At 65.7% G+C, this 16813-nt stretch carries 12 protein-coding genes and 1 rRNA gene; 11 read left to right on the plus strand and 2 right to left on the minus strand.

Features of this window, described 5'->3' with window-relative positions; translation table 11 throughout:
* The 7 genes from rrf to ACN5KJ_RS10945 form a co-directional block, all read left to right on the plus strand.
* Positions 1-106: ribosomal RNA gene (gene rrf / locus ACN5KJ_RS10915) — 5S ribosomal RNA — on the plus strand; the annotation flags it as partial.
* Between the two features lie 445 nt (positions 107-551).
* The gene (locus ACN5KJ_RS10920; RefSeq protein WP_418593937.1) at positions 552-2723 is read left to right on the plus strand and encodes a right-handed parallel beta-helix repeat-containing protein; all 2172 of its coding nucleotides are present in this window, start codon (positions 552-554) and stop codon (positions 2721-2723) included.
* 130 nt (positions 2724-2853) lie between these two features.
* A complete protein-coding gene (purS, locus tag ACN5KJ_RS10925; RefSeq protein ID WP_418593939.1) occupies positions 2854-3084 on the plus strand; it encodes a phosphoribosylformylglycinamidine synthase subunit PurS in 231 nt (76 codons plus the stop codon).
* 106 nt (positions 3085-3190) lie between these two features.
* Complete coding sequence (locus tag ACN5KJ_RS10930) at positions 3191-5125, plus strand: methyl-accepting chemotaxis protein (RefSeq protein WP_418593941.1); 1935 nt, start codon at positions 3191-3193, stop codon at positions 5123-5125.
* 145 nt (positions 5126-5270) lie between these two features.
* Entirely contained in the window at positions 5271-5936 is a 666-nt protein-coding gene (gene purQ / locus ACN5KJ_RS10935; RefSeq protein WP_418593942.1) for a phosphoribosylformylglycinamidine synthase subunit PurQ, read from the plus strand.
* 37 nt (positions 5937-5973) lie between these two features.
* Positions 5974-7743 (plus strand): sensor histidine kinase, encoded by a 1770-nt coding sequence (locus tag ACN5KJ_RS10940; protein WP_418593944.1) that lies wholly within the window; start codon positions 5974-5976, stop codon positions 7741-7743.
* Positions 7744-7753: 10 nt separating this feature from the next.
* Entirely contained in the window at positions 7754-9088 is a 1335-nt protein-coding gene (locus ACN5KJ_RS10945) for a sigma-54 dependent transcriptional regulator (RefSeq protein WP_347167898.1), read from the plus strand.
* Positions 9089-9110: 22 nt separating this feature from the next.
* Here ACN5KJ_RS10945 and ACN5KJ_RS10950 read toward each other — a convergent pair whose 3' ends face one another.
* Entirely contained in the window at positions 9111-9704 is a 594-nt protein-coding gene (locus ACN5KJ_RS10950; protein ID WP_418593946.1) for a gamma-glutamyl kinase, read from the minus strand.
* Positions 9705-9872: 168 nt separating this feature from the next.
* Here ACN5KJ_RS10950 and recA point away from each other — a divergent pair, with 168 nt between their 5' ends.
* From recA to ACN5KJ_RS10970, 4 genes are all read left to right on the plus strand, one after another.
* Entirely contained in the window at positions 9873-10946 is a 1074-nt protein-coding gene (gene recA / locus ACN5KJ_RS10955; protein WP_347167897.1) for a recombinase RecA, read from the plus strand.
* 259 nt (positions 10947-11205) lie between these two features.
* On the plus strand, positions 11206-13878 hold the full coding sequence (gene alaS / locus ACN5KJ_RS10960) for an alanine--tRNA ligase (protein ID WP_418593948.1): 2673 nt from the start codon (positions 11206-11208) through the stop codon (positions 13876-13878).
* 3 nt (positions 13879-13881) lie between these two features.
* Positions 13882-14169 carry a DUF1330 domain-containing protein gene (locus ACN5KJ_RS10965; RefSeq protein ID WP_418593950.1) on the plus strand — a complete coding sequence of 96 codons (288 nt, stop codon included), beginning with the start codon at positions 13882-13884 and terminating at the stop codon, positions 14167-14169.
* A 431-nt stretch (positions 14170-14600) separates the two neighbouring features.
* Positions 14601-14873, plus strand: a complete 273-nt coding sequence (locus ACN5KJ_RS10970; protein ID WP_347167895.1) for a hypothetical protein — start codon at positions 14601-14603, stop codon at positions 14871-14873.
* Between the two features lie 109 nt (positions 14874-14982).
* On the opposite strand, the gene typA is transcribed toward ACN5KJ_RS10970, so the two are convergent.
* Positions 14983-16800 (minus strand): translational GTPase TypA, encoded by a 1818-nt coding sequence (typA, locus tag ACN5KJ_RS10975; RefSeq protein WP_418593951.1) that lies wholly within the window; start codon positions 16798-16800, stop codon positions 14983-14985.
* Positions 16801-16813 lie beyond the last annotated feature (13 nt).

Consider the following 16813-nt stretch of genomic DNA (forward strand, 5'->3'; position numbering starts at 1 on the left):
CATAGCGAGAGCAAAACACCCGGCTCCATTCCGAACCCGGCCGTTAAGTGCCTCCGCGCCGATGGTACTGCGTCTCAAGACGTGGGAGAGTAGGTCGCCGCCAAACCTAGTAAAAACCAAAACTCTCTATACAAAAAACACCAGAACGCCCCGACTGATCCTATCAGCCGGGTCGTTCTTGCATCCAAAATCCAAAAAATTCCCGAAAAAAACTGCCAGGCCAGGGCAACCCGGCCCCGACGCCTGCCCCAACGCCGTCAGCCACAGCGCTGAAAATGAACGCCCGGGACATGCGTCGTGACCTGCTCCCGTAGCGTCCGCGTTTATCGGTCGGCTCTGTTCGCTTTGTGTTCTTCTTTCAGCCATGGCTGAGAGGCCCACGAAGACACGCGCCCGAGGCCCCCGTGCGGGCACTGGCGGGGGCGCTTTCTCCGAGGCGGTCCTTCCGACTGGGATACGGGCCAAGCCTGTCGCGCCGGATATTCTTTGCTTGGCGTCGCGGGGGGGCGGAGGTAGGCTTTGGCCATATCCACGGTCAGGGGAATATTGTCATGCGTCTGCTTTTCGCAGCCCTTGTGCTGTCCGCAGGTGTCACCCTGTGGGCGGGCGGCGCCGTGGCCCAGGCTCCGGCGGAATTCGATCCGGCCGATTTCGGCAAGATCATCATCCAGCCGCGCCAGAGCGCGGGCAGCACCGGTCTGGTGTTCGAGCAGGCCATCGGGGACTATCAGAACGAACCGATCATCACCTACGGCGAGAACAGCCCCATTGTGCGGCTGGGCAAGCCCATCGGGCGGCTCGACATGCTGTTCGAGGGCGACAAGACCGGCTTTTGCACCGCCTTCATCGTCGATGACCAGCACATCGTGACCAACCACCACTGCATTCCCGGCATGGGTGGCGATCCCTCGGGTGCCGTCTCCGGCGTGCTGGCGGCGCAGTTCGTCGCCGGTTTCATCAAGCCCGGGAATTCCCAGGGCGTGGACCGTTTCACGGTCAGCCCGCAGATCGTCGAGACCAGCCGCGAGCTGGATTACACCGTGCTGCGGGTCTTCGGGAACCCCTCGACCAAATACGGCAAGCTGGAACTGGCCGCCGCCGACCCCGAGGACAGCGAGTTCCTGTGGATCATCGGCCATCCGCAGGGCCAGTCGCAGCACATCAGCCGCGAGGGCTGTGCCGCCGCGATCCCGGCGATCAGCGCCGAGGGCAAGCTTATGCACTCCTGCGACACGTTGGGCGGCAACTCGGGCTCTCCGGTGATCCGGCTCAGCGACAAGCGGGTGATCGGGCTGCACCATGCGGGTGACAGCCGCACCGGTTTCAACATGGCGATCCCGATGACGCGGATTCTTGCGCAAAGCCGGGTGCTGCGCGATGCCTCGGGCGATCAGCCCGCCGCGCGTCCGGTGGCGCAACAGCAGGCATCGCGTGCGGTCGGGCAGGCGCCGGGACCGGCGGCGGTTGCGCCCGCGACCGGCGACAGCTGCTTGGCGCTGTGGACCGAGGCCAAGATCATCGGCTGCGCGGGTTACGAGACCTATGTCGCGGAATGCGGCGATCACACCTTCGCCTCCATGGCGCAGCGGGTGATCCAGCGCGAATGCTCTGTCCCGAGCCGCGCGCCGGTCGAATCCGACATGCGGGCGCTGACGGTCAAGGCCGGGAGCGGCGGCGATTACAGCTCTGTCCAGGCGGCCATTGCCGCGGCCCAGCCGGGCATGCGGATCGAGGTCTACCCGGGCACCTATACCGAGGGCCTCGACGTGACCAAGCCGGTCGAGATCGTCGGAATCGGCAACCGCGCCGACATCGTGATCAAGGCGGCAGAAGACAACGCCGTGCGCTGGACCGCCGAATCCGGGCGGATCGCCAATATGACGATGATCCAGGACGGCGGGACGTATTTCGGCTTTCACATCGCGGCCGGGTCGGTGATCGTCGAGGACAACGACATCACCTCGAAAGGCCTGGCGGTCATGGCGGTGCGTGCCAACGAGGGCGCCACGATCCGGCGCAACGTGATCCATGACGGCGCGCAGGGCGGCATCTTCCTGTTCGAAGAGGGCAAGGCCCTGATCGAGGACAACGCGCTGTTCGGCCATTCTCTCGGCGCCATAGAGGTCAAGGAAGGCGCGGATCCCATCGTGCGCGGAAACACCATGCGGGACGGCGGCGGCTCGGGCCTTTTCGTGAACCTGGGCGGCAAGGGCCGGTACGAAGGCAACACCATCTTCAACAATGCGCTTGCCAATATCGAGGTGAAGGCCGCGAACGATCCTTTGATCACCGGCAACATCGTGCGCAACAGCCAGCAGGGCGGCATCATGGTATCCGATGGCGCCACCGCGCGGATCGAGAACAACACCGTCTACGCCAATACCTTCAGCGGGCTCGAGATCACAACCGGGGCCAACCCGACGGTTCGGAACAACGAGTTCCGTGACGGCGCGCAGTCGGCGATCTACATCCACTCCGGGGGCAAGGGGGTCATCGAGAACAACGATATCCACCACAACGCCTTTTACGGCATTTCGGTGAAGGGCGACTCGGCGCCCATCGTGCGCGCCAACAGGATCCACGGCAATTCCTACGAGGCGATCCGGGTGCGCGAAGGCGGGGGCGGCACCTACGAGGACAACGACCTGTCAGCCAATGCCGCCGGTGCCTTCCGGATCGAAGAGGGGGCGGGCAGCGTGATCCGCCGCGGCAACAAGGAGTAAGGGCCGCCCGATGGGCTGGCAGGGGGCCGCGCCGGGCGACTGGGGCGGTTCATTTCTGTCTGGGGGCTTGCATTTCCCGCGCCGATCGGGTTCCAAGCGCCCAATGCCAGCCAGAGGGAAAGGGACGGCCATGAAGGTACGCGTGCATGTGATGCTGAAGGACGGCGTTCTCGACCCCCAGGGCGAGGCGGTGCGCCATGCGCTTGGATCGCTGGGCTTTTCCGGGGTCGACGCGGTGCGTCAGGGCAAGGTGATCGAACTGGATCTGGAGGACGGAACCAGCGACGCGACGATTGCCGAGATGTGCGAGAAGCTGCTCGCCAACACGGTGATCGAAAGCTACCGATTCGAGACGATCTGACCGGACTTTCTTCAAATCTCGGCGAAAAGGCGGGGCCGCGTTAATCGGTCCTTTGCTGAAATTCGCGATCACCGGCCCCAAGGTTCTGCAGCTTGGGGCGCGCGTGATGAAACGGTTCGGAAATTCCTTGAAAGCGGTGCTGGGACTTGGGTTCTCGGCGCTGCTTTTCTGTGTCTGCCTTGGACTGGCGGCCATGTTCCTCTTGGAGGCAGTCGCGGCGGCACGGGAGACGGCGCAGCAGCGCCAGAACCAGTCGCTGCGGATCCTGATCGACCGCTTCGAACGGGCGTTTCCCGGGATCGCGTTCGAGACGGACACCGCCGGGACCGTTGCAGGGCTGCGCTGGGACGCTGTGCCGGATTTCGCCGGGCATGACCTGATCGATTCGGTCGGGCGCATCTCGGGCGAAACGGCGACGCTATTCGGCTGGGTGCCGGAAGAGGGCGATTTCCTCCGCCTGACCACCAATATCGTCAAGCCCGACGGCAGCCGCGCGGTGGGTACATGGCTTGGCCGCGAGAGCCCCGTGCATGCCACGATGATGGCGGGACAGGCCTTCCGGGGCGAGGCGGTGATCCTCGGCAGGCCCTACTATACGCTGTATCAGCCGATCATGGGCGCCGACGGGCGGCCCGTCGGGATCTTTTACGTCGGCGTTGATCGCACGGTGGTTGATGCGCAGGTCTCAGGCCTGATGCGCAAGACGATCCTCGTCACGGTGACGGCGGCGGTACTGGGGGTGGGCCTCGTGCTGGCGCTGCTGTCCGTGGCGCTGCGCCCGATGACGCGTATTTCGGACCGGTTGCAGGCGATGAGCATGGGCGATCTGGACAGCCCGGTGCCGGAAACCGATCGCCCGGACGCCCTGGGCCAGACGGCGCGCGTGGTCGACGGCTTCCGCAGTCAGCTGATCGAGGCGCAAACGGTGGAGGCACAGACCGCGCTGCGCAGGCAGGAACAGGAGCGGGTTGTCGCAGCCCTGCGCGGGGGGCTGGCGCGGCTGGCCGAGCGCGATCTCTCTGCCCGGATCGAGGGCGCGGCCTTCCCGGCAGAGTATCAGGGCCTGCGCGACGATTTCGATCACGGCGTCGAAAGCCTTGCACGGGCCCTCGACGAAGCCGACGGCGTTGCCCTGACGGTGCGCAACAGCGCTGCCGAGATCAGCGCGACCACCGATGAGATCGCCCGCCGCGTCGAGGGGCAGGCCGCGACCCTGATCGAAAGCGCCGAGGCCCTGAACCGGCTGGCAGGTTCTTCCCGGGAGATTGCCGGAAACGTCGATGACGCCGACACGCTGGCGGGTGCCAGCCGCACCCTTGCCAACGAAAGCGGCGCGGTGGTGCGCAGTGCCATCGAGGCGATCAACCGGGTCGAGGCAAGCTCGGAGAAGATCGGCCAGATCATTACGGCCATCGACGACATCGCCTTCCAGACCAACCTGCTGGCCCTGAACGCTGGGGTCGAGGCGGCGCGGGCCGGGGCGGCGGGCAAGGGCTTTGCCGTCGTCGCCTCGGAGGTGCGCAGCCTTGCGCAGACCGCGGCCCTGTCGGCGCAGGAGATCAAGACGTTGATCACCTCGTCGGGTGAAGAGGTCCGGCAGGGCAGCGAACTGGTGCAGCGCACCGGCAGCTCGCTGACGGAGGTTCAGGAACAGATCGAGAAGCTGGGCACGCTGATGAGCGGTGTCGCCGCGGCGGTCCGGCAGCAGACCACCAGCATGGGCGAGATCAACGACAGCGTGCAGACCCTCGAAGGCACGACCCAGCAGAACGCCGCCATTGTCGAAGAGATGAGCGCGGCGGGGCAGGGGCTGAACATCGAGGCAGAGCGCCTTGCCCTGACGCTGGGCCGGTTCCAGACCGGCAGCGCCCGGGGGGAACCGGCGCAGTCCGGCGGCTGGCGCGAGGCCGTGGTGGCCGCCAGCCCCAGCCGCAGGGACAGCCCGCAGGACATGCCGGGGACCGTCGCGGCGGCGGGGCGTGCATCGGCCCGGCCTGCGGTGCCTGCCGAGGTCGCGCCGGGCGACTGGGACGAATTCTGAGCAGAAAGCCCCACCGTGGGCCACAACGCCCCCTGTTGCGACGCGGGCGACGCTTCCCTTGCGCGCCTCTTGTGCTAGAAGCCGCGACAGAGCGCCGAATCCGGCGATCCCTTCCGTCCTGCCGTTCCAGCCGAGGAGCCTGCCCATGAAAGCCGCCGTCATCGTCTTCCCCGGGTCCAATTGCGACCGCGACATGGCCACGGCCTTTCGCAACGCCGGACTGGATGTGCAGATGGTCTGGCACAAGGATACGGCGCTGCCCTCGGGTGTGGACATCGTCGGCGTTCCGGGTGGCTTCTCTTTCGGGGATTACCTGCGCTGCGGCGCCATCGCCGCCAATGCGCCCATCGTCGGCGCCGTCAAGGCGCATGCGGAGCGCGGCGGCTTTGTCCTTGGCATCTGCAACGGCTTCCAGGTGCTGACCGAAACCGGGCTTCTGCCGGGGGCGCTGCTGCGCAATGCCGGGCTGAAATACATCTGCCGCACGGTGGGCCTGCGCTCCGAGGGCAACAGCGTCTATACCGATGGCTACGGCGCCGGGGCAGAGATCGCCCTGCCGATCGCGCATCACGACGGCAACTATTTCGCGGACGGGGCGACACTGGACCGGCTGGAGGGCGAGGGGCTGGTGGCCTTCCGCTACACCGACAACCCCAATGGCTCGGCGCGTGACATCGCGGGCGTCCTGTCAGAGAACCGCCGCGTGCTGGGGATGATGCCGCATCCCGAACGGGCGGCGGAAAGCGCCCATGGCAACGAGGATGGTGCGCGCCTTTTCGCCCATCTGACAGAGGCGCTGGCGGGCGCCTGACTTGAGAGTGGGGCCGGTCAAGCCTATTCTGCCCGGCATGTCTGACCCCACGCCAGCCCCCCAGACCCGCCGCCCGCGCCGGTCCGGCCCTTTTTCGGGCCGGGCGCAGACCGCGCTGGTCGCGCTGTTGCTGACGGCGGTCGCGACGATCTGGGTCACCAACTGGATGCTGACCGAGCGTTTCACCGAGACGACGCGCAATCGCGCGGAACTGCGGCTGGCGCTCTATTCCGGCAACCTGATCTCTGAATTGCGCCGCAACGCCATCGTGCCGCAGCTTCTGGCGCGCGACGCGGCCCTGATCGCGGCCCTGAACGCGCAGGACTACAGCCAGTCCTCGCAGCGGCTGATCTCTTTCGTGGACGAGATCGGCGCGGCCTCGCTGATGCTGCTGGACAAGGATGGCCGCACCGTGGCCGCCACCGACCGCAACCGGCTGGGCGAGAACCACCGCGAGACGCCCTATTTCGTCGACGCCCTGCGCGCCAATACCACCGTCTTCACCGCCATCGCGCGCGAGACCGGCAACTACAGCTTCACCTATGCGCGCCGGATGGAAAGCACCGGCGAGACGGTCGGCGTGATCGTGGTCGAGGTCGACCTGGCCAAGTTCGAACGCGCCTGGGCGGGGATCTCGGACGCGGTCATGGTCACCGACAGCGCCGGCACCATCATCCTTGCGACGGAACCGCGCTGGCGCGGGCTGACCCCGCAGGAGGCGCTGGAACGCCAGCCCGCCGACGGCGCCATCGAACGCGCCATCCGCGCCACCGCCGACTGGACCGCGCAGGAGGCCGACGCCTACCTGCGGGGCGAGGCGGTGATGCGCATCGACGGGCGCATTCCCTTCCGCGGCTGGACGCTGACGACCTTCACCACCTATGCCTCGGTGCGCGAGCGGGTGAACGCCGTGCTGGCGCTGGAAATCATGGGCTTCGCCATCCTGACCGCGCTGGTCTTCTACGCGCTGTCGCGCAAGACCGCGCTGCGGATGGCGTTGTTCCAGCGCGAATCCACCGAATTGCGCGCCCTGAACGCCCGGCTTCAGCGCGAGATCGCAGAGCGCGAGCGCGTGCAGAAGAACCTGACCGTGGCCGAGCAGAGCCTCGAGCAATCCTCGAAGCTGGCGGCCCTGGGCGAGATGTCGGCGGCGGTCAGCCACGAGCTCAACCAGCCGCTGGCGGCGATGAAGACCTATCTTGCGGGCGCGCGCCTTCTGGTGAACCGCAACCGCCCCGACGAGGCGCTGAGCGCCTTCCACCGCATCGACGACCTGATCGAACGCATGGGCGCCATCACCCGGCAGCTGAAGTCCTACGCCCGCAAGGGGCAGGCGGTCTTCACCCCCGTCGACATGGCGGGCGCGCTGGCCTCTGCCCTGTCGATGATGGAACCACAGCTGAAGTCCCGCCGGGTCCGGATCTCGAAAATCCTTCCGGACCAACCTGTTATGGTCATGGGTGACAGCATGCGCATCGAGCAGGTTCTGGTGAACCTCTTGCGCAATGCGCTGGATGCCACCAAGTCTGTGGATGACCCGGAGGTGGAAATCATCCTCGCGGCGGGGGAAACCGCCACGCTCAGCGTGCGCGACAACGGGCACGGGATCGCCGATCTCGAGTCGCTGTTCGAGCCATTCTACACGACCAAGCAGCCCGGCGACGGGGTGGGTCTGGGACTGGCGATTTCCTCGGGCATCGTGTCCGAACTGGGCGGTCGCCTGACCGCGCGCAATGGCGAGGACGGGGGCGCTGTGTTCGAAATGCAGCTGCCCGTTCTGAATGAAAAGACGGAAGCTGCGGAGTAAAGACAGCAGTATGGCAAATGCAATGAAAATCGCCATCGTGGACGATGAGACGGATATGCGGCAGTCGATCAGCCAGTGGCTGGCGCTGTCGGGCTATGACACCGAGACCTTCGCCAGTGCCGAAGAGGCGCTTGGCGCGCTGGGACCGGATTACCCGGGGATCGTGATCTCGGACATCAAGATGCCGGGCATGGACGGCATCCAGTTCCTGAAGAAGCTGATGGGCTCGGACAGTTCGCTGCCGGTGATCATGATCACCGGGCACGGCGATGTGCCGATGGCGGTCGAGGCGATGCGCATCGGCGCGTTCGACTTCCTCGAGAAGCCCTTCAACCCCGACCGCATGTCCGAGCTGGCGAAGAAGGCCACCAACGCGCGGCGCCTGACGCTGGACACCCGGCAGCTGCGGCGTGAGCTGGGCGAGGGCGGCCAGATCATGAAGAAGCTGATCGGCGCCAGCCCGGCGATGGAGCGGCTGCGCGAGGATATCCTCGACCTTGGGCAGGCGGACGGCCACGTCCTGATCGAGGGCGAGACCGGCACCGGCAAGACCCTTGTGGCGCATGCGCTGCACGCGGTCGGCACAAGGGCCGGCAAGAAATTCACCCTGATCGCCTGCAGCGCCATGGACGAAGACGCGCTGATGCAGCGGCTCTTCGGCCCGATGCAGCCGGACGACACCCGCCTGCCCGCCATCGAAGAGGCGCGCGGCGGCACGCTGGTGCTGGAGGATATCGAGGTTCTCTCCGATGCGGCGCAGGCGCGGCTGCTGTCGGTGATCAACGATCAGGGCACGCCGCCCGAGACGCGCATCGTTGCGATTTCCAACCTTCAGGAAGAGGGTCGCACCTGCGAGCAGGCCCTGCGCCCGGACCTGTATTACCGGCTGGCCTCGCTGAAGATCACCGTGCCGCCGCTGCGCGCGCGCGGCGAGGATATCCTGACGCTGTTCACGCGCCTGTCCGAGCAGTTCGCCGACGAATACGGCTGCGAGTCGCCCAAGGTTTCCGCACAGGAGGCGGCGCAGCTCTTGCAGGCGCCCTGGCCCGGGAACGTGCGGCAGCTGATCAACCTCGCGGAACGCGCGGTGCTGCAATCGCGGCGCGGGCAGGGGACCATCGCGTCTCTGCTGATGAGCGATCACGACCAGATGCAGCCGGTGATGACCACCGAGGGCAAACCGCTGAAAGAATATGTCGAGGCCTTCGAACGCATGCTGATCGACAACACCATGCGGCGCCACAAGGGGTCGATCTCCGCGGTCATGGACGAGCTGTGCCTGCCGCGCCGGACCCTGAACGAGAAGATGGCGAAATACAGCCTCGTGCGCGCCGACTACCTCTAGAGCCCACGACCTATGGACCGGGCTACAGGGCCCGGTCCCAGACCGCGAAATCCTCGGCGCATTTGCGGCGCAGCTTTTCCTCGGTCTCCGGGGAAAGCTCTGTCGCGCGCCGGGGAGAGACGTTTTCGCGCGGCAGGTCGACCTTCATCGACAGCCGGTCTTCGAGGAAATCCAGCAGGCCGGACTGGTTCTCGTATTTGTACAGATGCGTGATGGCGACGCCGTTGGGGCGCGGCTCGACGAACTTCGCCTGACTGCCGACATTGGCAAAGGGCGGCCGGTCGCCCCTGGCATAGGCCTGGCAGAATTCGTCGAATGTCATGCCCCTGGTCGAGGTCTTGCGCCCGTCGAGGAAATCGCGCTGGCGGTATCTGTACCACGACCCCAGCCAGGAAATCGGCTCGCGCACCACGGCAAGCAGTTCCAGATCCGCGCCGCCGACCCGTTCGAACATCGGGCGGAAGAAGCGGTTGTAGCGGTAGACGGGCGCGTGCTTCAGTTCCGGCGGATCGTTGACCACCATCGAGGCATGGTGCCCAAGCGCCGCCTCATAGGCGGAGGTGCCCGTCTTGGGCACCATCAGCATCACCAGCCGCTGCTTCCAGAACACCAGCATCCAACAATCTCCACAGCCGTCAACATTCCTTTAACCATCGTGGCGCAGTCTGGGGAAGGGAAGTTTCGACTTGAAGTGTTCTCATTTTGTCCACATATTGCTTTGGAACAAGTGGCGAACAAAGCAGCGATTGCCGCGCCCGGGTGCGTGTGAAATAAGGAGCCAAACATGGCAACGGCAGATCTTCTGAGCATGGACAACAAGCGCAACGCGGACAAGAAAAAGGCACTGGACAGCGCCCTGGCCCAGATCGAACGGCAGTTCGGCAAGGGCTCCATCATGAAGATGGGCGGCGACAATGCCATGAAGGACATCGAGGCGACCTCGACCGGGTCGCTGGGTCTGGATATCGCACTGGGGATCGGCGGCCTGCCCAAGGGCCGGATCATCGAGATCTACGGACCGGAAAGCTCTGGCAAGACGACCCTGACCCTGCATGCCATTGCAGAGGAACAGAAGAAGGGCGGCGTCTGCGCCTTTGTCGACGCCGAACACGCGCTGGACCCGCAATATGCCAAGAAGCTGGGCGTCGATCTGGACGAGCTGCTGATCTCGCAGCCCGACACCGGCGAACAGGCGCTGGAGATCACCGATACGCTGGTGCGGTCCGGCGCCGTCAGCCTGGTCGTGGTCGACTCGGTTGCCGCACTGACGCCGAAAAGCGAGCTTGAAGGCGACATGGGCGATTCCTCGGTCGGCGTGCATGCCCGCCTGATGAGTCAGGCCATGCGCAAGCTGACCGGCTCGATCAACCGCTCGGGCTGCATGGTGATCTTCATCAACCAGATCCGCATGAAGATCGGCGTCATGTTCGGCTCGCCCGAGACGACGACCGGCGGCAACGCGCTGAAGTTCTACTCCTCGGTGCGTCTGGACATCCGCCGCATCGGCTCGATCAAGGATCGGGACGAGGTGGTCGGCAACGCGACCCGCGTGAAGGTGGTGAAGAACAAGGTGGCGCCGCCGTTCAAGCAGGTCGAGTTCGACATCATGTATGGCGAAGGCATCTCGAAGATGGGCGAGTTGCTGGATCTGGGCGTGAAGGCCGGTGTCGTGGACAAGTCGGGCTCTTGGTACAGCTATGGCGACGAGCGGATCGGGCAGGGGCGCGAGAACGCCAAGAACTACCTGCGCGAGAATTCCCGCGTGGCGCTGGAGGTCGAGGACAAGATCCGCGCCGCCCATGGGTTGGATTTCAACATGCGCGACGACGACTCGGACATGGTCGACGACGAGGATTGATCCTCGGCGGATCGGATGACGGGGGGCGCCTTTGCGGGCGCCCTTTTGCTTTCGCGGTTTCGGGCGCTGGCGCGCCCGACCGTCCGGGGAGGCTTTGTGTCCCGCTCGCCCTTCTAGGTATTTGAAGACCAGAGAAGCAGGGGGAGGCGCGCTTGGGCAGGGTGGCGTGCCGTATGGATATGGAACGGCGTGGACAGTCCCTGCGGTGGCGGATACATCTGGCCAGACCCGAGACACGCCCGAGAAGAGGCCCCCGACCATGGCAAGCCTGAACGACATCCGTTCGACCTTTCTGACCTATTTCGAGAAGCAGGGGCATCAGATCGTGCCGTCGAGCCCGCTGGTGCCGCGCAACGACCCGACGCTGATGTTCGTCAACTCGGGCATGGTGCAGTTCAAGAACCGCTTCACCGGCGTCGAGAAGGGCGATTACCAGCGCGCGACCACGGCGCAGAAATGTGTGCGCGCGGGCGGCAAGCACAACGATCTGGACAATGTCGGCTATACGGCGCGGCATCATACCTTCTTCGAGATGCTGGGGAATTTCTCCTTCGGCGATTACTTCAAGCCCGAGGCCATCCCCTTCGCCTACGAGCTGATCACCAAGGGTTTCGACATTCCGTCGGAGCGGCTTTACACCACGGTCTACCACACCGACGACGAGGCCTTCGAGCTTTGGAAGAAGGTGGGCATTCCCGAAAGCCGGATCATCCGGATCGCGACATCGGACAACTTCTGGCAGATGGGGCCGACTGGTCCCTGCGGCCCCTGCACCGAGATCTTCTTCGACCACGGGCCCGAGGTCTGGGGCGGCCCCCCGGGATCGCCCGAGGAGGACGGCGACCGCTTCATCGAGATCTGGAACGTCGTCTTCATGCAGAACGAGCAGTTCGAGGACGGCTCGATGAAGGCGCTGGACATGCAGTCGATCGACACCGGCATGGGGCTGGAGCGGATCGGCGCGTTGTTGCAGGGCAAGCATGACAACTATGACACCGACCTGATGCGCTCGTTGATCGAGGCCTCGGCGGATGCCACCAGCAGCGACCCGGACGGGCCGGGCAAGATGCACCACCGGGTGATTGCGGACCACCTGCGGTCGACCTCTTTCCTGATCGCCGACGGGGTGATGCCCTCGAACGACGGGCGCGGCTACGTGCTGCGGCGGATCATGCGGCGCGCCATGCGCCATGCGCATCTGCTGGGTGCGCAGGATCCGGTGATGCACCGGCTGGTGCCCGCGCTGGTGCGCCAGATGGGCGCTGCCTATCCCGAGCTGGGGCAGGCCAAGGCGCTGATCGAAGAGACGCTTCTGGGCGAAGAGACCCGCTTCAAGCAGACGCTGGACCGGGGTCTGAAGCTGCTGGATGACGAGCTGGCGGGGCTGGCGGAGGATGCCGCGCTGCCCGGCGCGGCCGCCTTCAAGCTGTACGACACCTATGGTTTCCCGCTCGACCTGACGCAGGACGCCCTGCGCGAGAAGGGCCGCAGCGTCGACACCGAGGGTTTCGATGCCGCCATGGCCGAGCAGAAGGCCAAGGCGCGCGCCGCCTGGTCCGGCTCGGGCGAGGCGGCGGATGGCGCGGTCTGGTTCGACCTTGCCGAGACCCATGGCGCAACCGAGTTCCTGGGCTATGACACCGAAGCCGCCGAGGGGCAGGTTCTGGCGCTTGTCCGCGACGGCGCCGTGGTGGACGCGCTGAAGGCCGGCGAGACCGGCTGGGTGGTGACCAACCAGACGCCCTTCTACGGCGAGAGCGGCGGGCAGGTCGGCGATACCGGCTGGCTGCGGCGGCTTGAAAACGAGGATGAGCGGGCGACGGTGACCGACACCCAGAAGATGGGCGGCGGGCGCGTCTTCGCGCATCACGTCACGGTCGACAAGGGTACCCTGTCGCGCGGCGATGCGGTCGGACTGGAGGTCGATCACGCGCGGCGCGGGACCATCCGCGCCAACCACTCGGCCACGCACCTGCTTCACGAGGCCCTGCGCGAGGCGCTTGGCGATCACGTGGCGCAGCGCGGGTCGTTGAACGCGCCCGACCGTCTGCGGTTCGACTTCAGCCACGGCAAGGCGCTGACGGCGGAGGAGATCGCGCAGGTCGAACGGGACGTGAATGCCTACATCCGCCAGAACGCCCCGGTCTCGACGCGGATCATGACTCCGGACGATGCGCGCGAGATCGGCGCGCAGGCGCTCTTTGGCGAGAAATACGGCGACGAGGTGCGTGTGGTCTCCATGGGCCGCAAGAGCGGTTCGGGCAAGGGCACGGACGGCGCGACCTATTCGCTGGAGCTCTGCGGCGGCACGCATGTGAAGCAGACCGGCGACATTGGCGTCTTTGCCCTGACCTCGGAAAGCGCCTCGTCCTCCGGTGTGCGCCGGATCGAGGCGGTGACCGGGCAGGCGGCGATGGACCTGCTGCGCGGGCGCGACAGGGTTCTGTCGGGCATCGAAGGTCTGCTGAAAGCCAGCGGCGCGTCGACGGTCGAGCGCGTTCAGGCGCTGATGGACGAGCGGCGCAAGCTGGAAAACGAGGTCGCCAGCCTGCGGCGCGAGCTTGCCATGGGCGGCGGTGGTGCGCAGTCTGGCGAAGACGCGCGTGAAATCAACGGTGTGCGCTTCGTTGCTCAGGTGCTCACCGGGGTGACCGGAAAGGACCTGCCGCCGCTGATCGACGAGCACAAGGCGCGGATCGGGTCCGGCGCGGTGCTGCTGATCGCCGATGCGGGCGGCAAGGCGGCGGTGGCCGCCGGGGTGACCGAGGACCGCACCGGCGCCGTTTCCGCCGTCGATCTCGTCAGGGCCGCGGTGGCGGAACTGGGCGGCAAGGGCGGCGGCGGCCGTCCCGACATGGCGCAGGGCGGCGGCAAGGATGTGACAAATGCCGAGGCGGCCATCAAGGCAGCCGAGGCCGTGATCGGAGGATAGGATATGCCAGCATTGTGGATTGCCCACGTCACCGTGACGGATGCGGAGGCCTACGGGAAGTATGCCGAGCTCGCCGGACCGGCGATCGCCGCCCATGGCGGCACCTTCATCGCGCGGGGTGGCAAGTTCGTGCAACTGGAGGGCAAGGAACGGCCGCGCAACGTCGTGGCGCGCTTTCCCTCGGTCGAGGCGGCGGTCGAGTGCTACAATTCCGACGCCTACCAGGAGGCGCTGAACCATGCGCGCGGCGCCTCTGAGCGCGAGCTGATGGTGGTCGAGACCTCCGAGTGATGCGGGGGCTGGCGCTGCTGCGCCAGTCCTTTCCGGGCCGGGGTCTGGCGGTATCGATGACGCCGGGCATTCCGGCCGATTGATCGGCCAGTTTCCGCGCGTCGCGCGTCAAGGCATCGGCGGGCGCTTGCGCAGCCGCTGCGCGCCCCTTGGGCGCATCACTGATTCGTGTCTTAATGGGATGAGTGACGCGCGCGCGCCGCAAATTTTTCGATGTCAGGAATTGTTCCCGCTATCGAAAACCTGATGGCCCGGACCCGGTCCCCGATGCGCTGCAAATCTATGGCACCCGGGGCACGGAAACCACATTTTCTGGTGAAAATGCGGAGTTAGGCGACGTTTTGCGCGGACAAGTCCGGAATTCCTGTCGCGCTCTCACGAAATTGTTGGCTACAGTTTGAGGACCATCAATTTTTCTTGGGAGAAAGATCATGAAAAAAGTCCTTGCCGGTGCGGCACTTGCCATTGCTTCCTTCGCAGCGCCCGCCTTCGCCTGGGAGGGCCAGGTCGTGGCCTGCTACGACAAGGTCTGGGTCCCGGCGACCTACACCTACTCCAAAAAGCTGATCATGGCGGCGCACACCGAGTGGGAGTACAAGCACGGTCAGATGATCAAGGTGCATTACCCGGCGGTTTACAAAGAGATGAAGCATCTCTCGAAGGCCGGTCACTACGTGGCCCGCAAGGCGGCCTGCAAGAGCTAGGCTGCGGCTTCCGCAAAAGAGAAAGGCGCAGGGACTGCCACCCTGCGCCTTTTTTCATGGGGTTACGGGCCGTGGCTGAGGCACGGCCCGAAGACCGTCGCGACCCGTGTCAGGCGCCGCGCGCGGCGCGCTTGCGCTCGTGCGGGTCAAGGTGGCGCTTGCGCAGGCGGATCGCATTCGGCGTGACCTCGACCAGCTCGTCGTCGTTGATATAGGCAATCGCCTCTTCAAGGCTCAGGGTCATCGGCGTGGTCAGGCGCACCGCATCGTCGGTGCCCGAGGCCCGCACGTTGGTCAGCTTCTTGCCCTTCAGTGGGTTCACTTCCAGGTCGTTGTCGCGCGAGTGCTCGCCGATGATCATGCCTTGATAAACCGGGGCTTGCGCGCCGATCATCATCTTGCCGCGATCCTCGAGGTTCCACAGCGCATAGGCCACGGCCTCACCCGATTCCATCGAGATCAGCACACCCTGACGACGGCCCGGGATCTCGCCCTTGTGCGGGGTCCAGCCGTGGAACACGCGGTTCAGCACGCCGGTGCCGCGCGTGTCGGTCAGGAATTCGCCGTGATAGCCGATCAGCCCGCGCGAGGGCACATGCGCGATGATCCGGGTCTTGCCGGCGCCGGCGGGGCGCATCTCGACCAGCTCGCCCTTGCGGGTGCCGGTGATCTTCTCGATGACCGCGCCCGAGTATTCGTCGTCGACGTCGATGGTGGCTTCTTCGACGGGTTCCTGCATGATGCCGTCGATTTCCTTCATGATCACCTGCGGGCGCGAAATCGACAGCTCGAAGCCTTCGCGGCGCATGTTCTCGATCAGGACGCCCATCTGCAGTTCGCCACGGCCCGAAACCTCGAAGGCCTCGCCGCCGGGGGTGTCCTTGATGCGAATGGCGACGTTGGTCTCGGCCTCTTTGTAAAGGCGGTCGCGGATCACGCGGGACTGCACCTTCTTGCCGTCACGACCGGCCAGCGGGCTGTCGTTGATGCCGAAGGTCACCGTGATGGTCGGCGGGTCGATGGGCTGCGCTTCCAGCGGCTCGTCCACCGCCAGCGCGCAAAGCGTGTCGGCCACGGTGGTCTTGGTCATGCCCGCGATGGACACGATGTCGCCGGCAAAGGCCTCGTCGATGTCCTGCTGCTGCAGGCCGCGGAAGGCCTGGATCTTGGTGACGCGGAACTGCTCGATCTTCTGGCCGATGCGGCTGATCGACTGGATGGTCTGACCGACCTTGAGGTGGCCGGATTCGATACGGCCGGTCAGCAGGCGCCCGACGAAGGGGTCGGCGCCCAGCGTCACCGCCAGCATGCGGAAATCGTCGTCGACCTTCTTGACCTGCTTGGGGGCGGGGACGTGATCGACGATCAGGCGGAACAGCGCGTCGAGGTTCTTGCGCGGGCCGTCCAGTTCCGCATCGCACCAGCCCGAACGTCCCGAGGCATAGAGATGCGGGAAATCCAGCTGGTCCTCGTCGGCGTCGAGGTTCGAGAACAGGTCAAAAACCTCGTCCAGCGCGCGATCCGGTTCGCCGTCGGGCTTGTCGACCTTGTTGACCACAACGATGGGGCGCAGACCCAGCGCCAGCGCCTTGGAGGTCACGAACTTGGTTTGCGGCATCGGGCCTTCGGCAGCGTCGACCAGCAGCACCACGCCATCGACCATGCTCAGGATGCGTTCCACCTCGGCGCCGAAATCGGCGTGCCCGGGGGTGTCGACGATATTGATGCGCGTGCCCTTCCACTCGACGCTTGTCGCCTTGGCAAGGATGGTGATGCCGCGTTCTCGTTCGAGGTCGTTGCTGTCCATGACCCGCTCGGCGACGGACTGGTTGGCGCGGAAGGCGCCGGATTGCTTGAGAAGTTCGTCCACAAGCGTCGTTTTGCCGTGGTCAACGTGGGCGATGATCGCGACGTTGCGCAAATCCATTGATCGATCCTTT

The sequence above is a fragment of the Ponticoccus sp. (in: a-proteobacteria) genome, from assembly GCF_048381735.1.